General features: G+C 63.6%; 13 protein-coding genes. 10 read left to right on the forward strand and 3 right to left on the reverse strand.

What is annotated here, in order from left to right; all coding sequences use genetic code 11:
- Window positions 1–139: 139 nt before the first annotated feature.
- The gene (gene putA / locus CC207_RS09950; protein ID WP_062360185.1) at window positions 140–4,090 is read right to left on the reverse strand and encodes a trifunctional transcriptional regulator/proline dehydrogenase/L-glutamate gamma-semialdehyde dehydrogenase; all 3,951 of its coding nucleotides are present in this window, start codon (window positions 4,088–4,090) and stop codon (window positions 140–142) included.
- A gap of 96 nt (window positions 4,091–4,186) precedes the next feature.
- Window positions 4,187–4,450: a hypothetical protein gene (locus CC207_RS26715; protein ID WP_143496106.1), complete on the reverse strand. Its 264-nt coding sequence runs from the start codon at window positions 4,448–4,450 to the stop codon at window positions 4,187–4,189.
- Here CC207_RS26715 and putP point away from each other — a divergent pair.
- The 9 genes from putP (at window position 4,449) to CC207_RS09995 (ending at window position 15,202) form a co-directional block, all read left to right on the forward strand.
- Window positions 4,449–5,927, forward strand: coding sequence for a sodium/proline symporter PutP (gene putP, locus CC207_RS09955; RefSeq protein ID WP_028688306.1), 1,479 nt, complete (start codon window positions 4,449–4,451; stop codon window positions 5,925–5,927). The two genes, CC207_RS26715 and putP, sit on opposite strands and share 2 nt — an antisense overlap.
- A gap of 142 nt (window positions 5,928–6,069) precedes the next feature.
- Window positions 6,070–6,906 (forward strand): 23S rRNA (adenine(2030)-N(6))-methyltransferase RlmJ, encoded by an 837-nt coding sequence (locus tag CC207_RS09960; RefSeq protein ID WP_028688305.1) that lies wholly within the window; start codon window positions 6,070–6,072, stop codon window positions 6,904–6,906.
- Window positions 6,907–7,102: 196 nt separating this feature from the next.
- Entirely contained in the window at window positions 7,103–8,860 is a 1,758-nt protein-coding gene (locus CC207_RS09965; RefSeq protein ID WP_028688304.1) for a carbamoyltransferase, read from the forward strand.
- Window positions 8,844–9,974: a glycosyltransferase gene (locus CC207_RS09970; RefSeq protein WP_088852028.1), complete on the forward strand. Its 1,131-nt coding sequence runs from the start codon at window positions 8,844–8,846 to the stop codon at window positions 9,972–9,974. The genes CC207_RS09965 and CC207_RS09970 overlap by 17 nt, the downstream gene beginning before the upstream one ends.
- Window positions 9,974–10,870 (forward strand): antimicrobial resistance protein Mig-14, encoded by an 897-nt coding sequence (locus CC207_RS09975; protein WP_088852029.1) that lies wholly within the window; start codon window positions 9,974–9,976, stop codon window positions 10,868–10,870. The genes CC207_RS09970 and CC207_RS09975 overlap by 1 nt, the downstream gene beginning before the upstream one ends.
- Window positions 10,871–10,872: 2 nt before the next feature.
- Window positions 10,873–12,300: a PIG-L deacetylase family protein gene (locus CC207_RS09980; RefSeq protein ID WP_088852030.1), complete on the forward strand. Its 1,428-nt coding sequence runs from the start codon at window positions 10,873–10,875 to the stop codon at window positions 12,298–12,300.
- Window positions 12,297–13,259: a glycosyltransferase gene (locus CC207_RS09985; protein WP_088852031.1), complete on the forward strand. Its 963-nt coding sequence runs from the start codon at window positions 12,297–12,299 to the stop codon at window positions 13,257–13,259. The genes CC207_RS09980 and CC207_RS09985 overlap by 4 nt, the downstream gene beginning before the upstream one ends.
- A gap of 22 nt (window positions 13,260–13,281) precedes the next feature.
- Window positions 13,282–14,049: a glycosyltransferase family 2 protein gene (locus tag CC207_RS09990; protein ID WP_088852032.1), complete on the forward strand. Its 768-nt coding sequence runs from the start codon at window positions 13,282–13,284 to the stop codon at window positions 14,047–14,049.
- Window positions 14,042–15,202 (forward strand): hypothetical protein, encoded by a 1,161-nt coding sequence (locus CC207_RS09995; RefSeq protein WP_088852033.1) that lies wholly within the window; start codon window positions 14,042–14,044, stop codon window positions 15,200–15,202. Before CC207_RS09990 ends, CC207_RS09995 begins: the two co-directional genes overlap by 8 nt.
- Window positions 15,203–15,268: 66 nt before the next feature.
- On the opposite strand, the gene CC207_RS10000 is transcribed toward CC207_RS09995, so the two are convergent.
- The gene (locus CC207_RS10000) at window positions 15,269–15,907 is read right to left on the reverse strand and encodes a phosphotransferase (protein WP_088852034.1); all 639 of its coding nucleotides are present in this window, start codon (window positions 15,905–15,907) and stop codon (window positions 15,269–15,271) included.
- Between the two features lie 109 nt (window positions 15,908–16,016).
- Between CC207_RS10000 and msbA the strand changes: the two genes are divergently transcribed.
- The gene (gene msbA / locus CC207_RS10005) at window positions 16,017–17,819 is read left to right on the forward strand and encodes a lipid A export permease/ATP-binding protein MsbA (protein ID WP_088852035.1); all 1,803 of its coding nucleotides are present in this window, start codon (window positions 16,017–16,019) and stop codon (window positions 17,817–17,819) included.
- Window positions 17,820–17,940: the final 121 nt, after the last annotated feature.

The raw sequence follows: 17,940 nt of genomic DNA on the forward strand, positions 1-17,940 counted from the left end.
GGGCAGGTCACGCAAGGGTTTCTTTTTGGTTGGCATACATGCACCTCTTACTCATGTTATGCCCGAACACAAAATTTCTGACACCCTCCACAAAAAAGGAGAGCCTGAGCTCTCCTTCTCCGTTCACCGACCGTCAGCGTCAGCCAATGGTCATCAGGCTGGCGTTACCACCCGCCGCCGCGGTGTTCACGCTCACCGCCCGCTCGATCACCAGGCGTTCCAGGGCGATCTGGTGATCGCCACTCGACAGCCCGTGCACGCCGACGATCGCGCCGGCACGCTTGGCCACCTGCTCGCAAACACCGCGCAGCTGGTCGGAGTGACCGTGGTGGATGACCGCGTCGAAGGCCACGTCGTCCTTGCTCCAGTCGGCCACCAGCTTGATCTTCGCCTGCAGCTCCTTCGGCAGACGGCCGCGCACGGTCTTGGCCGGCTCGCCGTCCTGGAACACCGCCGAGCTGCCCACGGCCAGTACCGCCGCCAGCTGGGCCAGCAGGTCGGCCTCGTTGTCGGCCAGGCACAGCACGTGTTCGCGAGGCAGCACAGTGTAGGTGTTGCGCTCGCCGGTCGGGCCTGGCAGCACGCGGGTGATGCCGCTCTGCGACTGCTCGGCGAACTGCTCGCACAGCGCGGCCAGGTCGCTCATCTGGCTGCTGGCCGCCCAGGTCTTGAGGGTGGTCAGCGGTTTGAGCTGCTGGTCGCGCAGGGTGGTGTCGGCCTTGCTGCGCGCATCGTCGGCCTGGAAGTGGCGGGCGATGGCGTCGGCCGGGCGGGTCGACAGCAGGCGGTACAGGTACAGCGGGCCGCCGGCTTTCGGGCCGGTGCCCGACAGGCCTTCACCGCCGAACGGCTGCACGCCGACCACGGCACCGACAATGTTGCGGTTGACGTACATGTTGCCGGCGTTGACGTTGTCCACCACCTTGGCGATGGTCTCGTCGATGCGGGTGTGCACGCCCAGGGTAAGACCGTAGCCGGAAGCGTTGATCTGCTCGATCAGCTGGTCCAGGTCCTTGCGGTTGTAACGCACCACGTGCAGCACTGGGCCGAAGATCTCGCGCTTGAGCTCGTCGAAGCTTTCCAGTTCGATCAGGGTCGGCATCACGAAGGTGCCGCGCTTGATCTCCTCGCCTTCGGCGATGGCCACCTGGTAGACGGTGCGGCCTTTGTCGCGCATGCCCTGGATGTGCTTCTCGATGCCGGCCTTGGCTTCGGCGTCGATCACCGGGCCGATGTCCACGGACAGGCGCTCCGGGTTGCCCAGGCGACTTTCGGCCATGGCGCCCTTGAGCATCTCGATCACGCGGTCGGCGGAGTCTTCCTGCAGACACAGAACGCGCAGGGCCGAGCAACGCTGGCCGGCGCTGTCGAAGGCCGAGGAGACCACATCGATCACCACCTGCTCGGTCAGCGCCGAGGAGTCGACGATCATGGCGTTCTGGCCACCGGTTTCGGCGATCAGCGGGATCGGGCGGCCCTGGTTGTCCAGGCGTCCGGCGATGTTGCGTTGCAGCAGGCGGGCGACTTCGGTGGAGCCGGTGAACATCACGCCCTTGACGCGCTCGTCACCGACCAGGCCGGCACCGACGGTTTCGCCCTGGCCTGGCAGCAGTTGCAGCACGCCTTCGGGGATGCCGGCTTCCAGCAGCAGGCGCACGGCCTGGGCGGCGACCAGCGGGGTCTGTTCGGCCGGCTTGGCCAGTACCGGGTTGCCGGCGGCCAGCGCCGCGGCCACCTGTCCGGAGAAGATCGCCAGCGGGAAGTTCCATGGGCTGATGCACACCACCGGGCCCAGAGGGCGGCAGCTGTCATTGCGCAGGTCGTTGCGTGCCTGCACCGCGTAGTAGCGCAGGAAGTCCACGGCCTCGCGCACTTCGGCGATGGCGTTGGCGTAGGTCTTGCCGGCTTCGCGCACCAGCAGGCCCATCAGCGGCTGGATGTCGGCTTCCATCAGGTCGGCGGCGCGTTCGAGGATCGCGGCGCGCTCGGCCGGTGGGGTGGCTTGCCAGATCGGCGCGGCGTTCAGTGCGCACTGGATGGCGTTGTCGACGTCGGCGACGGTGGCTTCCTGCACGTGGCCCACGACATCGCGGTGGTCGGCCGGGTTGAGTACCGGTGTGGCCGGCTGCTCGCTGGCGGCGCAGGCCAGCAGCGGCGTGGCTTTCCAGTCATTGTGGGCGGTGGCCAGCAGGGCGCAGGACAGCGACGCCAGGCGGTGTTCGTTGGCCATGTCGATGCCGGCCGAGTTGGCCCGCTCGCTGCCGTACAGCTCACGCGGCATCGGGATGCGCGGGTGCGGCAAGCCGATGCTGCCTTCCTGGGTGCCCATGCGCTCGATGCTGGCGACCGGGTCGGCGACCAGTTCCTGGATGGAGATCGAGTGGTCGGCGATGCGGTTGACGAACGAGGTGTTGGCGCCGTTTTCCAGCAGGCGGCGAACCAGGTAGGCCAGCAGGGTCTCGTGGGTGCCGACCGGTGCGTACACGCGGCATGGACGGTTCAGCTTGCCCTCGGAGATCTTGCCCACGACTTGCTCGTACAGCGGTTCGCCCATGCCGTGCAGGCACTGGAATTCGTACTGGCCCGGGTAGTAGTTCTGCCCGGCGATGGTGTAGATGGCCGACAGGGTGTGGGCGTTGTGGGTGGCGAACTGCGGGTAGATGGCTTCTGGCACGGCCAGCAGCTTGCGGGCGCAGGCAACGTAGGAAACGTCGGTGTACACCTTGCGGGTGTAGACCGGATAGCCTTCCAGGCCTTCGACCTGGGCGCGCTTGATCTCGCTGTCCCAGTAGGCGCCTTTCACCAGGCGGATCATCAGGCGGTGACGGCTGCGCTTGGCCAGGTCGATGACGTAGTCGATCACGTACGGGCAGCGCTTCTGGTAGGCCTGGATGACGAAACCGATGCCGTTCCAGCCGGCCAGCGACGGCTCGAAGCACAGGCGCTCGAGCAGGTCCAGCGACAGCTCCAGGCGGTCGGCCTCCTCGGCGTCGATGTTCAGGCCGATGTCGTACTGCTTGGCCAGCAGGGTCAGCGACAGCAGGCGCGGGTACAGCTCGTTCATCACGCGCTCGTACTGGGCACGGCTGTAGCGCGGGTGCAGGGCCGAGAGCTTGATCGAGATGCCCGGGCCTTCATAGATGCCGCGGCCGTGCGAGGCTTTGCCGATCGAGTGGATCGCCTGCTCGTAGGACGCCAGGTATTTCTGCGCGTCGTGCTCGGTCAGCGCGGCTTCGCCAAGCATGTCATAGCTGTAGCGGAAGCCCTTGGCTTCGAACTTGCTGGCATTGGCCAGGGCCTCGGCGATGGTCTCACCGGTGACGAACTGCTCGCCCATCAGGCGCATGGCCATGTCGACGCCCTTGCGGATCATCGGCTCGCCGCTCTTGCCGATGATGCGGGTGAGCGAGGAAGTCAGGCCGGATTCGTTGTGGGTGCTGACCAGCTTGCCGGTCAGCAGCAAGCCCCAGGTGGCGGCGTTGACGAACAGCGACGGGCTGTTGCCCAGGTGCGGCTGCCAGTTGCCGGTGCTGATCTTGTCGCGGATCAGCGCGTCACGGGTGCCTTTGTCGGGGATGCGCAGCAGTGCTTCGGCCAGGCACATCAGCGCCACGCCTTCCTGGGAGGACAGCGAGAACTCCTGCAGCAGGCCCTGGACGATGCCGGCACGGCCGCCGGCGCTCTTCTGGTTGCGCAGCTTGTCGGCCAGGCTCGCGGCCAGCTTGTTGGTGGCTTCGGCCTGGGCGGCCGGCAGGCGGGCCTGCTCCAGCAGCATCGGCACCACTTCCTGCTCGGGGCGGCGGTAGGCGGCGGTGATCGCCGAGCGCAGTACCGACTGCGGCAGGATGCTTTCGGCGAATTCCAGGAAGCACTGGTGGGCGTGGTCGGCGGCGACTTCGCCGGCGTCGTCGCCAGCGGCGGCATGGCCGTTGAGGTCGTTCAGGGTGGCGCCACCCTCGAGCTTCTCGAGATAGTTGAAGATCGCTTGCTTGATCAACCAGTGCGGCGTGCGGTCGATGGACTGCGCAGCTGCTTTGAGTCGCTCACGGGTCGGGTCGTCGAGTTTGACCCCAAGGGTGGTCGTCGCCATTTCTTATCCTCGTTATTGGTCACGGATGTGGCCTAAGCTGAAGGCAAGATTAGCCTGTAGGACAATTCGGGTGCAACCGGGTGCAACCCGAAATCTTCACGGTAAAGGTGCAACTCGTCTGAAGGATGTTTCCTTACAGCCGAAACGGTCTTTTTTGCTGCTTTTGCTTATGTAAAACGCTGCGTTTGCTCCGAAAAGGAGCAAAAAAGGGGCTTTATCCGAAAAACCATGGCTGGGTGCAACTTGCAAATGAAAAATGGTTGCACCTCGTTCATGTTGTTGCATAGGATTCGCCGCCTGGGTGCAACCGTCGTGCACGGCGGTCGCAAGAGATAAAAACAACGCCAGGGCACAACTCATGGGCAATCCACTAACGATCACCTTCGTGATCTACATTGCGGCAATGGTGCTGATCGGCTTCGCCGCCTATCGCTCCACCAAGAACCTTTCCGACTATATTCTCGGCGGCCGTAGTCTCGGCAGCGTGGTTACCGCGCTTTCCGCCGGCGCATCGGACATGAGCGGCTGGCTGTTGATGGGCCTGCCGGGCGCCATCTACTTTGCGGGCCTTTCCGAGGCCTGGATCGCCATCGGCCTGACCGTCGGCGCCTACCTGAACTGGCTGTTTGTCGCCGGCCGTCTGCGTGTGCAGACTGAGCACAACGGTGATGCCCTGACCCTGCCGGACTACTTCTCCAGCCGCTTCGAAGACCAGACCGGTCTGCTGCGGATCATCTCGGCGATCGTCATCCTGGTGTTCTTCACCATCTACTGCGCTTCCGGCATCGTTGCCGGCGCCCGTCTGTTCGAAAGCACCTTCGGCATGTCCTACGAGACCGCCCTGTGGGCCGGTGCCGCCGCGACCATCGCCTACACCTTCATCGGTGGTTTCCTGGCCGTAAGCTGGACCGATACCGTGCAGGCTTCGCTGATGATCTTCGCGCTGATCCTTACCCCGGTGATCGTGCTGATTTCCACTGGCGGCTTCGACCAGACCTTCGCTGCCATCGACGCGGTGAACCCGGCGCACTTCGACATGTTCAAGGGCGCGACCTTCATCGGCATCATCTCGCTGATGGGCTGGGGTCTTGGCTACTTCGGGCAGCCGCACATCCTGGCGCGCTTCATGGCCGCCGACTCGGTCAAATCGATCGCCAACGCCCGCCGCATCTCCATGACCTGGATGATCCTGTGCCTGGCCGGTACCTGCGCAGTGGGCTTCTTCGGCATCGCCTACTTCTCGGCGCATCCTGACCTGGCAGGTCCGGTCACCGAGAACCACGAGCGCGTGTTCATCGAACTGGCCAAGATCCTGTTCAACCCTTGGGTTGCCGGTATCCTGCTGTCGGCCATCCTGGCCGCTGTGATGAGTACCTTGAGCTGCCAGTTGCTGGTGTGCTCCAGCGCCCTGACCGAGGACTTCTACAAGGCCTTCCTGCGCAAGAACGCTTCGCAGCAGGAATTGGTCTGGGTCGGTCGCCTGATGGTCCTGGCCGTCGCGCTTATCGCCATTGCGATGGCCTCCAATCCGGAAAACCGAGTGCTGGGCCTGGTGGCCTATGCCTGGGCCGGCTTTGGTGCCGCCTTCGGTCCGGTGGTGTTGATCTCGGTGCTGTGGAAGGGCATGACTCGCAATGGCGCCCTGGCCGGTATCGTGGTCGGCGCGCTGACCGTGATCCTGTGGAAGAACTACGTGGACATGGGCCTGTACGAGATCATCCCGGGCTTCCTGTTCGCCAGCATCGCCATCTTCGTGGTGAGCAAGCTGGGCAGCCCGTCGAACAGCATGGTTTCGCGTTTTGAAACTGCTGACGCGGCGTATCACGCTGACAAGTAACGCCTGCTGAATCGGCGTTGTCCCTATCGCGGGGCAAGCCCGCTCCCTCGTGTCCTCGGGCATTTGTGGGAGTGGGCTTGCCCCGCGATGCTTTTTGCCGGCTGCAAGGCAAGGTAAACTTGTTGCCCCCGCAGGAGTCCTCATGAACTATCGTCACGCCTTCCACGCCGGCAACCACGCCGACGTCCTCAAGCACATCGTGCTCACCCGCCTCATCGCCCTGATGTCGCGCAAGGAACAGCCATTCGCCTACATCGACACCCACGCTGGCCTGGGTCTCTACGACTTGCAGGGCGACCAGGCGAGCCGTACCGGTGAGTACCTCGAGGGCGTGGCCCGCCTGTGGAATCGTGACGACCTGCCGGAAGCGGCCGCCGACTACCTGCGCATCATCAAGCGCCTGAACCCGGATGGCGAGCTGCGCTTCTACCCGGGCTCGCCCGAGCTGGCGCGTCGTTTGATGCGTCAGCAGGACCGCGCCCTGCTCAACGAGAAGCACCCTGAAGATGGGGCGCTGCTCAAGGAGAACATGAAGAAGGATCCGCGGGTCACCGTTCACCTGGGCGAAGGCTGGCACATCCCGCGGGCGCTTCTGCCGGTGCAGGAAAAGCGCGCCATCATGCTGATCGACCCGCCGTTCGAGCAGGCCGACGAGCTCAAGCGCTGCACCGTGGCCATGAAAGAGGCGATCGGTCGCATGCGCCAGACCGTCGCGGCGATCTGGTATCCGATCAAGGACCAGCGCTCGTTGACCCGTTTCTATCAAGACCTGACCAGCACCGGCGCGCCGAAGCTGCTGCGGGTCGAGCTGTACGTGCACCACCAGGATAGCCCGCAGGGCCTGAACGGCTCGGGCCTGGCCATCGCCAACCCGCCGTGGGGCCTGGAGGACGAGCTCAAGACGCTGCTGCCGTGGCTGGCCAAGGAGCTGGCGCAGACCGCTGGCAGCTTGCGCATGGACTGGTTGATCGCCGAATAGCCTAACGGCATGTGACCCTCGTGGGAGCGGGCTTGCCCCGCGATGGCGCCGGTGGATCCGCCGCTATCGCGGGGCAAGCCCGCTCCCACGCGAGTGCATCGCGCCTGACCATCTTTGCGTTATAATCCCGCCCTTTAGCCGCCATCCGCCCGAATGGCCGTTGGCGCACTTCATACCGATTTGAGAGGCTAGACCCTTGGCACTGACGATTCTTGGCCTGTCCGGCGCCCTTAGCCATGACCCTTCCGCGGCCCTGTACATCGACGGCAAGCTGATTGCCGCCGCCGAAGAAGAGCGCTTCGTGCGTGACAAGCATGCGAAGAACCGCATGCCCTACGAGTCGGCGAAGTTCTGCCTGGAGCAGGCCGGCATCAAGCCGTCTGACGTCGACGTGGTGGCCATTCCGTTCGCCCCTATCAGCCTGTTCGGCAAGGCCCGCTGGCATTACGCCAAGCGCTACTGGTACGCCCCGGACCGCGCCCTCGATGCGCTGCTGATGGGTAACCGCCGCTACAAGCGCTACCGCAAGAAGATCGTCTGGTGCCTGGAGCAACTGGGCTTCGATCCGAAGAAGATCAAGATCGAGCCGGTCGAGCACCACCTGGCCCATGCCTCCAGCGCCTACCACTGCTCGGGTTTCAAAGAGAAAACCGCGATCCTCGGCATCGACGGCAAGGGCGAGTACGCCACCACCTTCTTTGGCTATGGCGAAAACGGCAAGATCCACAAGATCAAGGAATTCTTCGATCCGGACTCGCTGGGCGGCCTGTATGGCGCGATCACCGAGTTCCTCGGCTTCGAGATGCTCGATGGCGAGTTCAAGGTCATGGGCATGGCGCCATACGGCGATGCCAGCAAGTACGACTTCTCGCGCCTGGCCAGTTTCGAAAACGGCGAGCTGGTGATCAACACCGAATACGCCAACGTCATCGGCCTGCGCCGCTATAAAGAGAAGGGCAAGGGCTTCTACTTCTCGCCCAAGCTGATCGAGTGGCTGGGTCCGAAACGCGAAGGCGACATCGCCGACGAGCCTTACATCCACTACGCCGCCAGCATGCAGGCGCTGTTCGAGAAGCTCGCCCTGCAGATGATCGACCATTACCTGGGCGACACGCTGAAAGAGACCGGCAAGCTGGCCTTCGCCGGCGGCTGCGCGCTGAACGTCAAGCTGAACCAGAAGATCATCGCCCGTGATGATGTAAAGGAGCTGTTCGTCCAGCCGGCCTCCGGCGACGCCGGTACCGCCGTTGGCGCGGCCGCCTACGTGTCCCACGCCCGTGGCGTGCCGGTCGAGAAGATGGAACACGTCTACCTTGGCCCTGCGTATTCTAATGAAGACGTGATCGCCGCCTGTGCCCGTCACCCGAGCCAGCCGAAATGGCGCAAGCTGGAGAACATGCCGGAGCAGATCGCCAAGATCATGGTCGATGGCAACCCGGTGGCCTGGTTCCAGGGCCGCATGGAGTTCGGTCCGCGTGCGCTGGGTGGTCGTTCGATCATAGGCTGCCCGAGCGTGGAAGGCGTTGCCGACCGCATCAACCACCAGATCAAGTTCCGCGAGCGCTGGAGACCTTTCTGCCCGTCGATGCTCGATACTGTCGCGCCGCAGATGATCAAGATCGATCACCCCGCGCCGTTCATGACCTTCACCTTCGAAGTCGCCGAGGAGTGGAAGACCCGCGTGCCGGAAGTCGTCCACGAGGACGGCACTTCGCGCGCCCAGGTGCTCAAGCGTGAGTACAACCCGCGCTACTACGACATGATGAAGGCGCTGGAAGACCTGACCGGCAACGGCGTGTCGTTGAACACCTCGCTGAACCGCCGCGGCGAACCCATGATCTGCTCGCCGACCGACGCCCTGAACATGTTCTTCGGCTCGGACCTGCAGTACCTGATCATGGAAGACATCCTGGTGGTCAAGGAAGGCGCCGCGCCGTATGACCAGCCGCTCTGAACCGCGCATCCTGCAGTTCTGCCATGGTTATGACGGGCCGTTCCTCGATTGTGCCCGTCAATACGCCAGCCTGTTCCAAGGCAGCGGCTACAAGGTCACTACCGTGTTCCTCACCGGGGCAGCGGACGCGCAGGTCGCGGCTGGCTGTGCCTCGGACGAGGTGCTGTTTCTCGAGTTCAGTTCCAAGGCCGTGCGCGGCCTGAAGCTGGGCGCGATCCGCGCGCTGCGCAAGATCGCCGCGCAGCGCAATTTCAGCTTTTGCATCGCCCACCGCTTCAAGCCGATCTATGTCGCGCTGCTCGGGACCGGCCTGCCGGTGATCGGTGTGCACCATGCCTTCGGCGACTATGAGCGCAAAGGGCGGCGGCTGTTCGCCAACCTGTTCCGCAAGCGCCTTAGCCTGCTCGGTGTGTCGGACGCGGTGCGTGACGACATGCGTCGCTGCTTGGGCCAGTGGCCGGCCGAGCGTATTCAGACCCTGTACAACCGCATCGACGTCGAGGCACTGCAGGCCAGCCTGGTGCCGCGTGACGAGGCGCGCCGTGCCCTGGGACTGGATGAGCGGGCCTGGGTGGTCGGCAACGTCGGACGCCTGCATCCGGACAAGGACCAGGCCACGCTGCTGCGCGGTTTTGCCGAAGCCTTGCCGGGGCTGCCGACCGGTGCGCGCCTGGCGATTCTGGGCAAGGGGCGTCTCGAGGCGAAACTCAAGGCGCTGGCCGCTGAGCTGGGCATCACCGACCAGGTCGACTTCCTCGGCCAGGTCCCGGATGCCCGCCGTTACTTCCGCGCTTTCGACGTGTTCGCCCTGAGCTCCGACCATGAGCCGTTCGGCATGGTACTGCTCGAAGCCATGGTCGCTGGCGTGCCGGTGCTGGCCACCGCCTGTGGCGGCGCCCGGGAAGTGGTCGAGGGTGTGGGTGTGCTGTTCCCGCTGGGCGATGCCGCGCAGCTGGCCCAGGGCCTGAAGCACATGGCCGGCCTGGATGCGCAGCAGCGCGAGGCATGCGCCGGGCATATGCTGCAGCGTCTGCAGCAGCGCTTCAGCGACCAGGCGGTGCGGGATGCCTTCTGGAAACTGCCGCAAGTCCGCGCGCTGAAGGCGGAGGCTTGATGCTCAATCATCTCAAGGCCTGGCGCGAACGCGGCTGGCAAGTGATCGACGTGGCCGCGTACAGCGACGCCTGGCAGCGTTATGGCGGCAGTGTCGCCACGCACCCGTTGGTGATCGAGCAACTGGCGGACCTGGCCGGGATCCCGGTGCGTTACCTGGGCTGGTTCCAGGGCGCCGAGCTCAAGGCCGCGCTGCCGACCTGGGGGCGCCACCTGGCGCTGTCCAAGGACGTGCTCAAGCGCGAAGGCAAGAAAGGCCTGTTCGACCTGGGCAATGCCGAGATCATCCTGCCGGCCGCCGCCGATGCCGGGGCGCCGCTGCGCCATGCCGGTCGCTACCTGTCGGAGTTGAACCAGGGGCGTTTCGCCGGCTTGAAGGCACAACCCGAGCAGTTGGCCATGGCACGTCCCCACGAGGACCTGTCGAAGAAGTTCCGCTACAACCAGCGTCGTGAGCTGCGCTTGCTGGAAGAGGCGGGCGGTCAGGTGCGACCGATCAGCGATTTCACTGCAGCCGAGGTCGCCGCGATGTACTGTGAATTGTTCCAGCGTCGCTGGGGATTCCCGGCCACCGGCGCGGCCCGCATGGCCGAGGTGGTCGAGCGCTTGCGCGAGCTGCTGGTCGGTTCGGTGCTGTTCCTCGACGGGGCGCCCATCGCCATTCAACTGGTGTATCGCGTCGAGGCGCCGCAATGGATCAGCGTTGAATATGTAAACGGCGGTGTCGATCCAGAGACCAAGGCTTTCAGCCCTGGTAGCGTACTGAGCTTCCTCAATACCCAGGCCGCCTGGGAGGATGCCAATGCCCGCGGCAAGGCGCTGCGGTTCTCGTTCGGTCGGGCCGACCGGGAGTACAAGGATCGTTGGTGCAATCCCGTCAACGTTTTCCAGGTCTGAACATGAGCGCCAATAAACAGCAACTGCTCAAGCGTCATCGCAAGCGCAAACGGGTGATCCTGCTGCTGGCGTTGGTCGTGCTGCTGCTCTCGGCGTTGTGGGCGCTATGGTTGCCGCCCGTGCTCGCGGTGTTGCTGTGGGTGGCCCATGAGGCCTGGTTTTCCGACCACCTGTTCTACGTGCCGGGCAGCGACTACCTGTACGACCTGCAAGCCAGCGAGCGCCATGCGCTGCGCAGCCAGGATGGGGTGCTGGCGTTATCGGGCGATTGCTCGCTGGACGGCAGCGAGACGCTGTTTTTGCAGGTGAGCCTGCGTGCCGGCTGGTTGGGGCGGCTGTTCGATCCGGCAGTACGCATCGAAGGTGGTGCCGTCGATTGCCAGGCTTTCGAGCGGGGTGTGCGGGGTGTGCGTTATCTAAACCTGAGTGGTGAGGCCGGGGCGCTGAGCGCCGGACGGCTGCGCTTGAGCGGTCGCCATTGCCGTATCGCGCCGGAGATGGAGTTGCTGGTGCTGCGCCACCCCGACTACCTGGCCGATACCCTGATGGTTATCGCGCCCCATGCCGACGATGCCGAGCTGGCGGCGTTCGCTGCCTATTCCAAAGCGAAGAGCAGCTGGGTCGTGACTCTCACTGCCGGCGAGATCGAGAACGAGTACTACCGTGACACCTTCGGCCTTGACCTGGCCGAGGCGGCCCGGCTCAAGGGCGAATTGCGCAGTTGGGACAGCATTGCTGTGCCGCGTTGGGCCGGCGTGCCTTCCGCCCAATGCGTGCAGTTGGGCTATTTCTGCATGCAGTTGCCCGCCATGCAGGCCGAGCCCGGGGCATCGATTCCGTCACGCGAGGCAGACTTGGCCGACACCCGGCCATTTCGTCGTTTCAATGAGGTCGCGTTGCAAAGCGACGCCGATGGCCGACCAACCTGGACCAACCTGGTCCAGGACCTGCGCGAGCTCATCGAGCGCGCGCGTCCGACAACCATCGTGATGCCTCACCCGACCCTTGATCCGCACCCGGACCATGTCTGTGCCCATGACGCCTTGCAGCAGGCGTTGCAGAGTGCCGACTGGCGACCTGAAACCCAGCTGTTCTACGCCAACCACCTGCATGACAATGACCGTTGGCCGATGGGCGATGCTGGTATGGGGGTGCCTTTGCCGCCCTTCTTCGATGCAGGCATGCCCATGCGCCCCTGGGTGCTAGGGGTGAGTGCGCAAGAGCAGAGGCAAAAGGCCATTGCTTTGGGTATGATGCACGACCTGCAGCCCGCAGCTCCGCTCAAGCGCCGAATCCGCCGATTCCTGCAGCGCTGCCTCGCCGCCCGGCGCTGGCCCGCATTCGGTGAAAATGAATTCTTCCGCAAGGCCGTGCGGCGCCACGAATTGTTGTGGGTCGGCACAATGATCGACAAGAGAGAGCCACGGTGAAAGTCCTGTTCCTGGTCCAGAAAGAGCAACGCGCCATCCTGGACCGTCTGTACGAAGGCATCGCGGCTGACTGCGAGTGCGATATCCGTTGGCTTACCGATGCCGAGCAGGCGGATCTGCGCGGTTACTTCCGCCAGCATGTGCAGGTCGAGCAGTACGACCGTATCCTGTTCTTCCTGCGGTTCAAGAAAGAGATGCGTCAGGTGCGTTTCATTCGTACGATCCCGAACCTGGTGATCCTCGAGCACGACGCCTACCAGAACTACATCCCCTGCAAATACACCGGCAAGTTCAGCGAGTACTACTGCCAGCTGCCATGGGCGCGGATCATCACCTCCGGCGCGGTGGTCACCCGACGCCTGCGCGATGAAGGCTTCGACGCGATTTTCGTGCCAAAGGGGTATGACCAGGCGCTGCTGCGCAATGAAAACCATGAGCGTGATATCGAGTTGGCGTTCGTCGGCAGCCTGCGCAGCGTGGCCTACTCCGGGCGCAAGCAGATGCTCGAGTCGATCGCGGCGGTGGAAAACCTGCTGATTACCCGTACCAAGTCCGGCGAGGAGTACAGCCGGACTCTCAGCCGCATCCGCTTTTTCGTCAGTGCCGACGTCGGTATGGGCGAGTACATGATCAAGAATTTCGAAGCCATGGCCTGTGGCTGCGTCCTGTTCGCCTATGATCAGGGCGAGGAAGAGAACCAGGCGCTGGGCTTCGTCGACATGCACAATATCGTGCTCTACCGCGACCTCGAGCAGTTGCGCGAGAAGCTCGCCCAGCTGCGTGACGATCTCGCCCTGGCCGAGCGCATCTCGCGCAATGGCCAGCAGTTGGTCGAGCAGCGCTACACCTTCCACGCGCTCGGGCAGGCCATCACCGAGGCCATGCGCGCGCCGCTGCGCCCGGCCGCGAAGCCCGGCCTGCTGGAGCGAGTGCTGCTGGCCATCGGCCTGTCGCGTTAGGCCCACATACATCGAGGAAGCCATGATATTCAGTGAAAACAGCGAGATCACACTGGTGGTGACCAGTTGTGGTCGTTTCGAGTTGCTCAAGCGCACGCTCGAAAGTTTCGACCGCTACAACACGGCGCCCATCCGTGAAGTCTTCATCACCGAAGACTCCGGTGACGAGGCGGTGCGTGGCTGCATCCCGGAACACTGGCGCGAACAAACCACCTTCATCGTCAACAATCCCAAGCTTGGTCAGTTGCGATCGGTGGACGCCGCCTATTCGCAGATCAAGACCTTCTGGGTGTTCCATTGCGAGGATGACTGGGCCTTCTATCGCCCGGGCTTCGTCGAGGATTCCCAAGCGCTGCTTGAGGCCGACCCGCAAGCGTTGCAGGTCTGGCTGCGCAGCTTCAACCATGACCTGCAGGTACACAGCCCCTATGTGTTCCTCGAGGCGCGTCAGGTGCTGCAGGGTATTGCCTTCCACAAGCTGGGCTCGCACAAGGCGGAATGGCAGGGGTTCTCGTTCAACCCAGGCCTGCGTCGATTCGCCGACTATCAGGCGCATGCGCCCTACGCATCGCACTCCGGCGAAAAGAGCTTGTCGCGGCTATACGCGGAGCGGGACCGCTACGCGTTGATCCTGGAAAACGATGCCGTGCTGCACACGGGTTTCGGCGAGCATGTGGAAATGCCGGAAGAAAAAATCAAGAAGGCACGTCGCAAGCGCATGGATCGCATTCGCTTGTTGGGTGTGCTGGTCGTTGGGCTCTTGCTTGGATGGGTGTTGAAGGATGTTTGAAGGGATTGGCAACGATAACCGCACGAGTCGGCGCTACTTCAGCGCGGCATTGATCGTGTTCCTGGCCAGCTTCGTGCTGATGGCCTCATCGAAATGGACCAACAACCTCTTCTACGCGTTCATCGCGTTGCCGGGCCTGGTATTCCTGGTGAAGGAGCGAGGCGCCGGTCTGTTGAGCGATAAGCTTGGTCTGGCGTGGCTGGTGTTCCTGCTGTGGTTCCTGGTGCCGGCGGCGATTGCCGGTGACGGGCAGTTCTATAAGCACATTGTCTACGTGACGTTGTTTGTCTTCGTCGTGGCCGGCTTGGTGAATCACGAATTCCTGCGTTCCTGGGGATTCGCTCGCGCGCTGTTCTGGGTCATCTGCCTGTATATCTATGGCTATGCGCTCTACGCCTATGCGACAGGGTTGTATGCTTTGGGCCAGCGTGTCGATCTGCTGCCGGCGCGAATGGAAAACGTGATTTACGTCAGCATCTGGCTGCTGTGCGCCCTGGCGCTGGTCATGCCGCACTGGCTGCGCAGGCAGCGCTGGGTCGAGGCCTTTGCCGCCGTGGTGCTTTCGTTGGTGGCCGTGAGCTTCGTGCTGCAGACCCGCACGGCCATGGTCGGTGCCGCCTTCCTGTTCGCGGCCTGGGCGGCCTGGGCGCTGTGGCGCTTTCCGCGAATCGCTGGCGCCTGGTTGCTGGTGTTCGCGATTTTAGGTGGCGTGGTGCTCTGGTTGATCAAGGACGCTGCTTGGGTGCATTCGGTCATCGCTCGTGGCGATTCCTTCCGTGGCGAGCTGTTCCGTGTCATGGTCGGCGAATGGCAGAACTGCGGCTGGGCCTTGGGTTGTGGCGTCGAGTTCCATACCGACAAGCTGCTGAGCGGCACCATGCCGATCCAGCACCCGCACAACATCTTCGTTGCCTTGGGTCTTTACACCGGCGGTGTCTCGCTGGTGCTGTTCCTGGTCATCGTGGCGATGACCCTGGTCCAGGCTGTGCGTTTGCGTGACTCGTGGGGCATGTACCTGGCCTGCGCCCTGGTGATGCTCAACTTCGACGGCAGCAAGCTGATTGGCAATCCGGATGAGCTGTGGCCGCTGGTCCTGCTGCCGGCAGCCATGGTGCTTGGCCGTGGCTTGCAACAGCGCCGCTCGATAGGCTGATCCCTTACGGGTTGCGAGTTTTGATAGGGAGCTGCTTGCAGCTCCCTTTTCGTTGCGGCGGACAGCTCAGGCCAGGGCGCTGGTCAGGTCCTGGCGGCGGCACACTTGCTGGCTGGCCAGGTAAGCCTCGACGAAGGCGTTGTCGCCATCGCCAAGCAGCCACTGGCGGTCTTCGCGGTAGCGAAGCATGTGGCGGAAATTGCGCAGGCGTTGCGACCTGCGCAGCGGTGAGCGGCTGGTGCGCAGGTCAGCGACGTCGATAAGCCCCAGCTCGCCTTCAGGGGTGAGTACCACGTTACCCAGGTGCGCCGAGCGAAAATACACTCCGGTGTCGTGCAGCCTGGCAATGAAGCGTCCAAGTTGCCCACGCAGCCCGCTCTGCGTGTCGGATTGCTCCAGCAGTTGGCGCAGGGTGTGGCCGGGCAGTGGTACGTAGTGCACGGCATCGCGGGCAATCTCGGCGATCCGGTAAACCGCCTTGACCTGCGGGCAGGGGATGCCGCGTTTGGCCAGGGCCTGGCAATTGTCGGCGAAGCGCCGGGCGTAGGGGTACCAGGCCGCCGAGCTGATCAGGCGCTTGCGCCGGAACAGCTTGAGCATCGAGCCGTCCCTCAGGCGCAGGACCTTGTCGCCAGTGCCGTCGGCTTCGAGGACGTGGGCGCCCTCGCGCAGGGCAAGGTAACGGGCGTGGTCAAGTGCGTGCATCAAGCCTCCGGGGCCGGGTTCGGGACAGCCGTCTATCTTAACCTGCGGCGGGCGGTGCAAGACACCGCGTGTGTTATAATCCCGACTCTTTTTGACCCGACGGATTCTCATGACAGTTCCCGAATCGTCTTCCCCTGCAAGCCTGAAGATCTACCTGCGCCTGCTGGGCTACGTCAAACCCTATATCGGCATCTTCCTGCTGAGCATCGTCGGTTTCGTGATCTTCGCCTCGACCCAGCCGATGCTGGCCGGGATCCTCAAGTATTTCGTCGACGGCCTGAGCAATCCGCAGGCAGTACTGTTCCCCGACGTGCCTTACCTGCGCGACCTGCAGTTGCTGCAGGCTGTGCCGTTGCTGATCATACTGATTGCCGCCTGGCAAGGATTGGGTTCGTTCCTCGGCAACTACTACCTGTCCAAGGTCTCGCTGTGCCTGGTGCACGATCTGCGGGTCGAGTTGTTCAACAAGCTGCTGGTCCTGCCCAATCGCTACTTTGACAACCACAATTCCGGGCACCTGATCTCGCGCATCACCTTCAACGTGACCATGGTCACCGGCGCCGCCACCGACGCCATCAAGGTGGTCATCCGTGAGGGCCTGACGGTGGTGTTCCTGTTCGCCTACCTGCTGTGGATGAACTGGAAGCTGACGCTGGTGATGGTGGCCATCCTGCCGTTGATCGCGGTGATGGTGAGCACCGCCAGCAAGAAGTTTCGCAAGCAGAGCAAGAAGATCCAGGTGGCCATGGGCGACGTCACCCACGTGGCCTCCGAGACCATCCAGGGTTATCGCGTGGTGCGCAGCTTCGGTGGCGAAAGCTACGAGGAGCGCCGTTTCGAGAAGGCCAGCCAGAGCAACACCGACAAGCAACTGCGCATGACCAAGACCGGCGCGCTGTACACGCCGATGCTGCAACTGGTGATCTACACCGCCATGGCGGCGCTGATGTTCCTGGTACTGTTCCTGCGTGGTGAGGCTTCCGCGGGCGACCTGGTGGCCTACATCACCGCGGCGGGCCTGCTGCCCAAGCCGATTCGCCAGCTATCCGAAGTCAGCTCGACCATCCAGAAGGGCCTTGCCGGTGCCGAGAGCATCTTCGAGCAATTGGACGAGAAGCCCGAAGTCGACAACGGCACCATCGAGAAGGCGCGGGTCGAGGGGCGCCTGGAAGTGCGCAACCTCAGCTTCACCTACCCGGGGACCGAGCGTCAGGTGCTCAGCGATATCAGCTTCACCGCCGAGCCCGGGCAGATGATCGCTCTGGTGGGGCGCTCGGGCAGTGGCAAGTCGACGCTGGCGGCGTTGATCCCGCGCTTCTACCACCACACGGAAGGGCAGATCCTGCTCGACGGCGTGGAAATTGAGGAATACCGCCTGCGCAACCTGCGCCGGCATGTTTCCCAGGTGACCCAGCATGTCACCCTGTTCAACGACACCGTGGCCAACAACATCGCCTACGGCGACCTGGCCGGCGCGCCGCGCGCGGATATCGAGGCTGCCGCCGCCGATGCCTATGCCAAGGAGTTCGTCGACCAGTTGCCCAAGGGCTTCGATACCGAAGTCGGCGAGAACGGTGTGCTGCTTTCCGGCGGCCAGCGCCAGCGCCTGGCGATTGCCCGGGCCTTGCTCAAGAATGCGCCGCTGCTGATTCTCGACGAGGCCACCTCGGCTCTGGATACCGAGTCCGAACGGCATATTCAGGCAGCCTTGGACCATGTGATGGAGGGGCGCACCACCTTGGTGATCGCGCACCGCCTGTCGACCATCGAGAAGGCCGACCTGATCTTGGTCATGGACCAGGGCCGTCTGGTGGAGCGTGGCACCCACGGTGAACTGCTCCAGGCCAATGGCCATTACGCCCGTCTGCACGCCATGGGGCTGGACGAGGCCGAAAAGGCCAATATCACCTGAGTCAGCGTCACGGCGGGGCCTTGCAGGCCTCGCCGGTCAATCGATACAGCATCGCTGCGGTTGGCCGTAAAGTCCTGCGCATCCCTGTGCTAATATCCTGCCCCTGTTCACTTTTCCAAAA

Origin of the sequence: Pseudomonas sp. DrBHI1, assembly GCF_002205115.1 — a bacterium.
Classification (GTDB): Bacteria; Pseudomonadota; Gammaproteobacteria; order Pseudomonadales; family Pseudomonadaceae; genus Aquipseudomonas; species Aquipseudomonas mosselii.

Coding starts and splice junctions, on each gene's coding strand:
- putA (WP_062360185.1), bottom strand. CDS start 4,090: ATGGCGACGACCACCCTTGGGGTCAAACTCGACGACCCGACCCGTGAG.
- putP (WP_028688306.1), top strand. CDS start 4,449: ATGGGCAATCCACTAACGATCACCTTCGTGATCTACATTGCGGCAATG.
- CC207_RS26715 (WP_143496106.1), bottom strand. CDS start 4,450: ATGAGTTGTGCCCTGGCGTTGTTTTTATCTCTTGCGACCGCCGTGCAC.
- CC207_RS09960 (WP_028688305.1), top strand. CDS start 6,070: ATGAACTATCGTCACGCCTTCCACGCCGGCAACCACGCCGACGTCCTC.
- CC207_RS09970 (WP_088852028.1), top strand. CDS start 8,844: ATGACCAGCCGCTCTGAACCGCGCATCCTGCAGTTCTGCCATGGTTAT.
- CC207_RS09975 (WP_088852029.1), top strand. CDS start 9,974: ATGCTCAATCATCTCAAGGCCTGGCGCGAACGCGGCTGGCAAGTGATC.
- CC207_RS09980 (WP_088852030.1), top strand. CDS start 10,873: ATGAGCGCCAATAAACAGCAACTGCTCAAGCGTCATCGCAAGCGCAAA.
- CC207_RS09990 (WP_088852032.1), top strand. CDS start 13,282: ATGATATTCAGTGAAAACAGCGAGATCACACTGGTGGTGACCAGTTGT.
- CC207_RS09995 (WP_088852033.1), top strand. CDS start 14,042: ATGTTTGAAGGGATTGGCAACGATAACCGCACGAGTCGGCGCTACTTC.
- CC207_RS10000 (WP_088852034.1), bottom strand. CDS start 15,907: ATGCACGCACTTGACCACGCCCGTTACCTTGCCCTGCGCGAGGGCGCC.
- msbA (WP_088852035.1), top strand. CDS start 16,017: ATGACAGTTCCCGAATCGTCTTCCCCTGCAAGCCTGAAGATCTACCTG.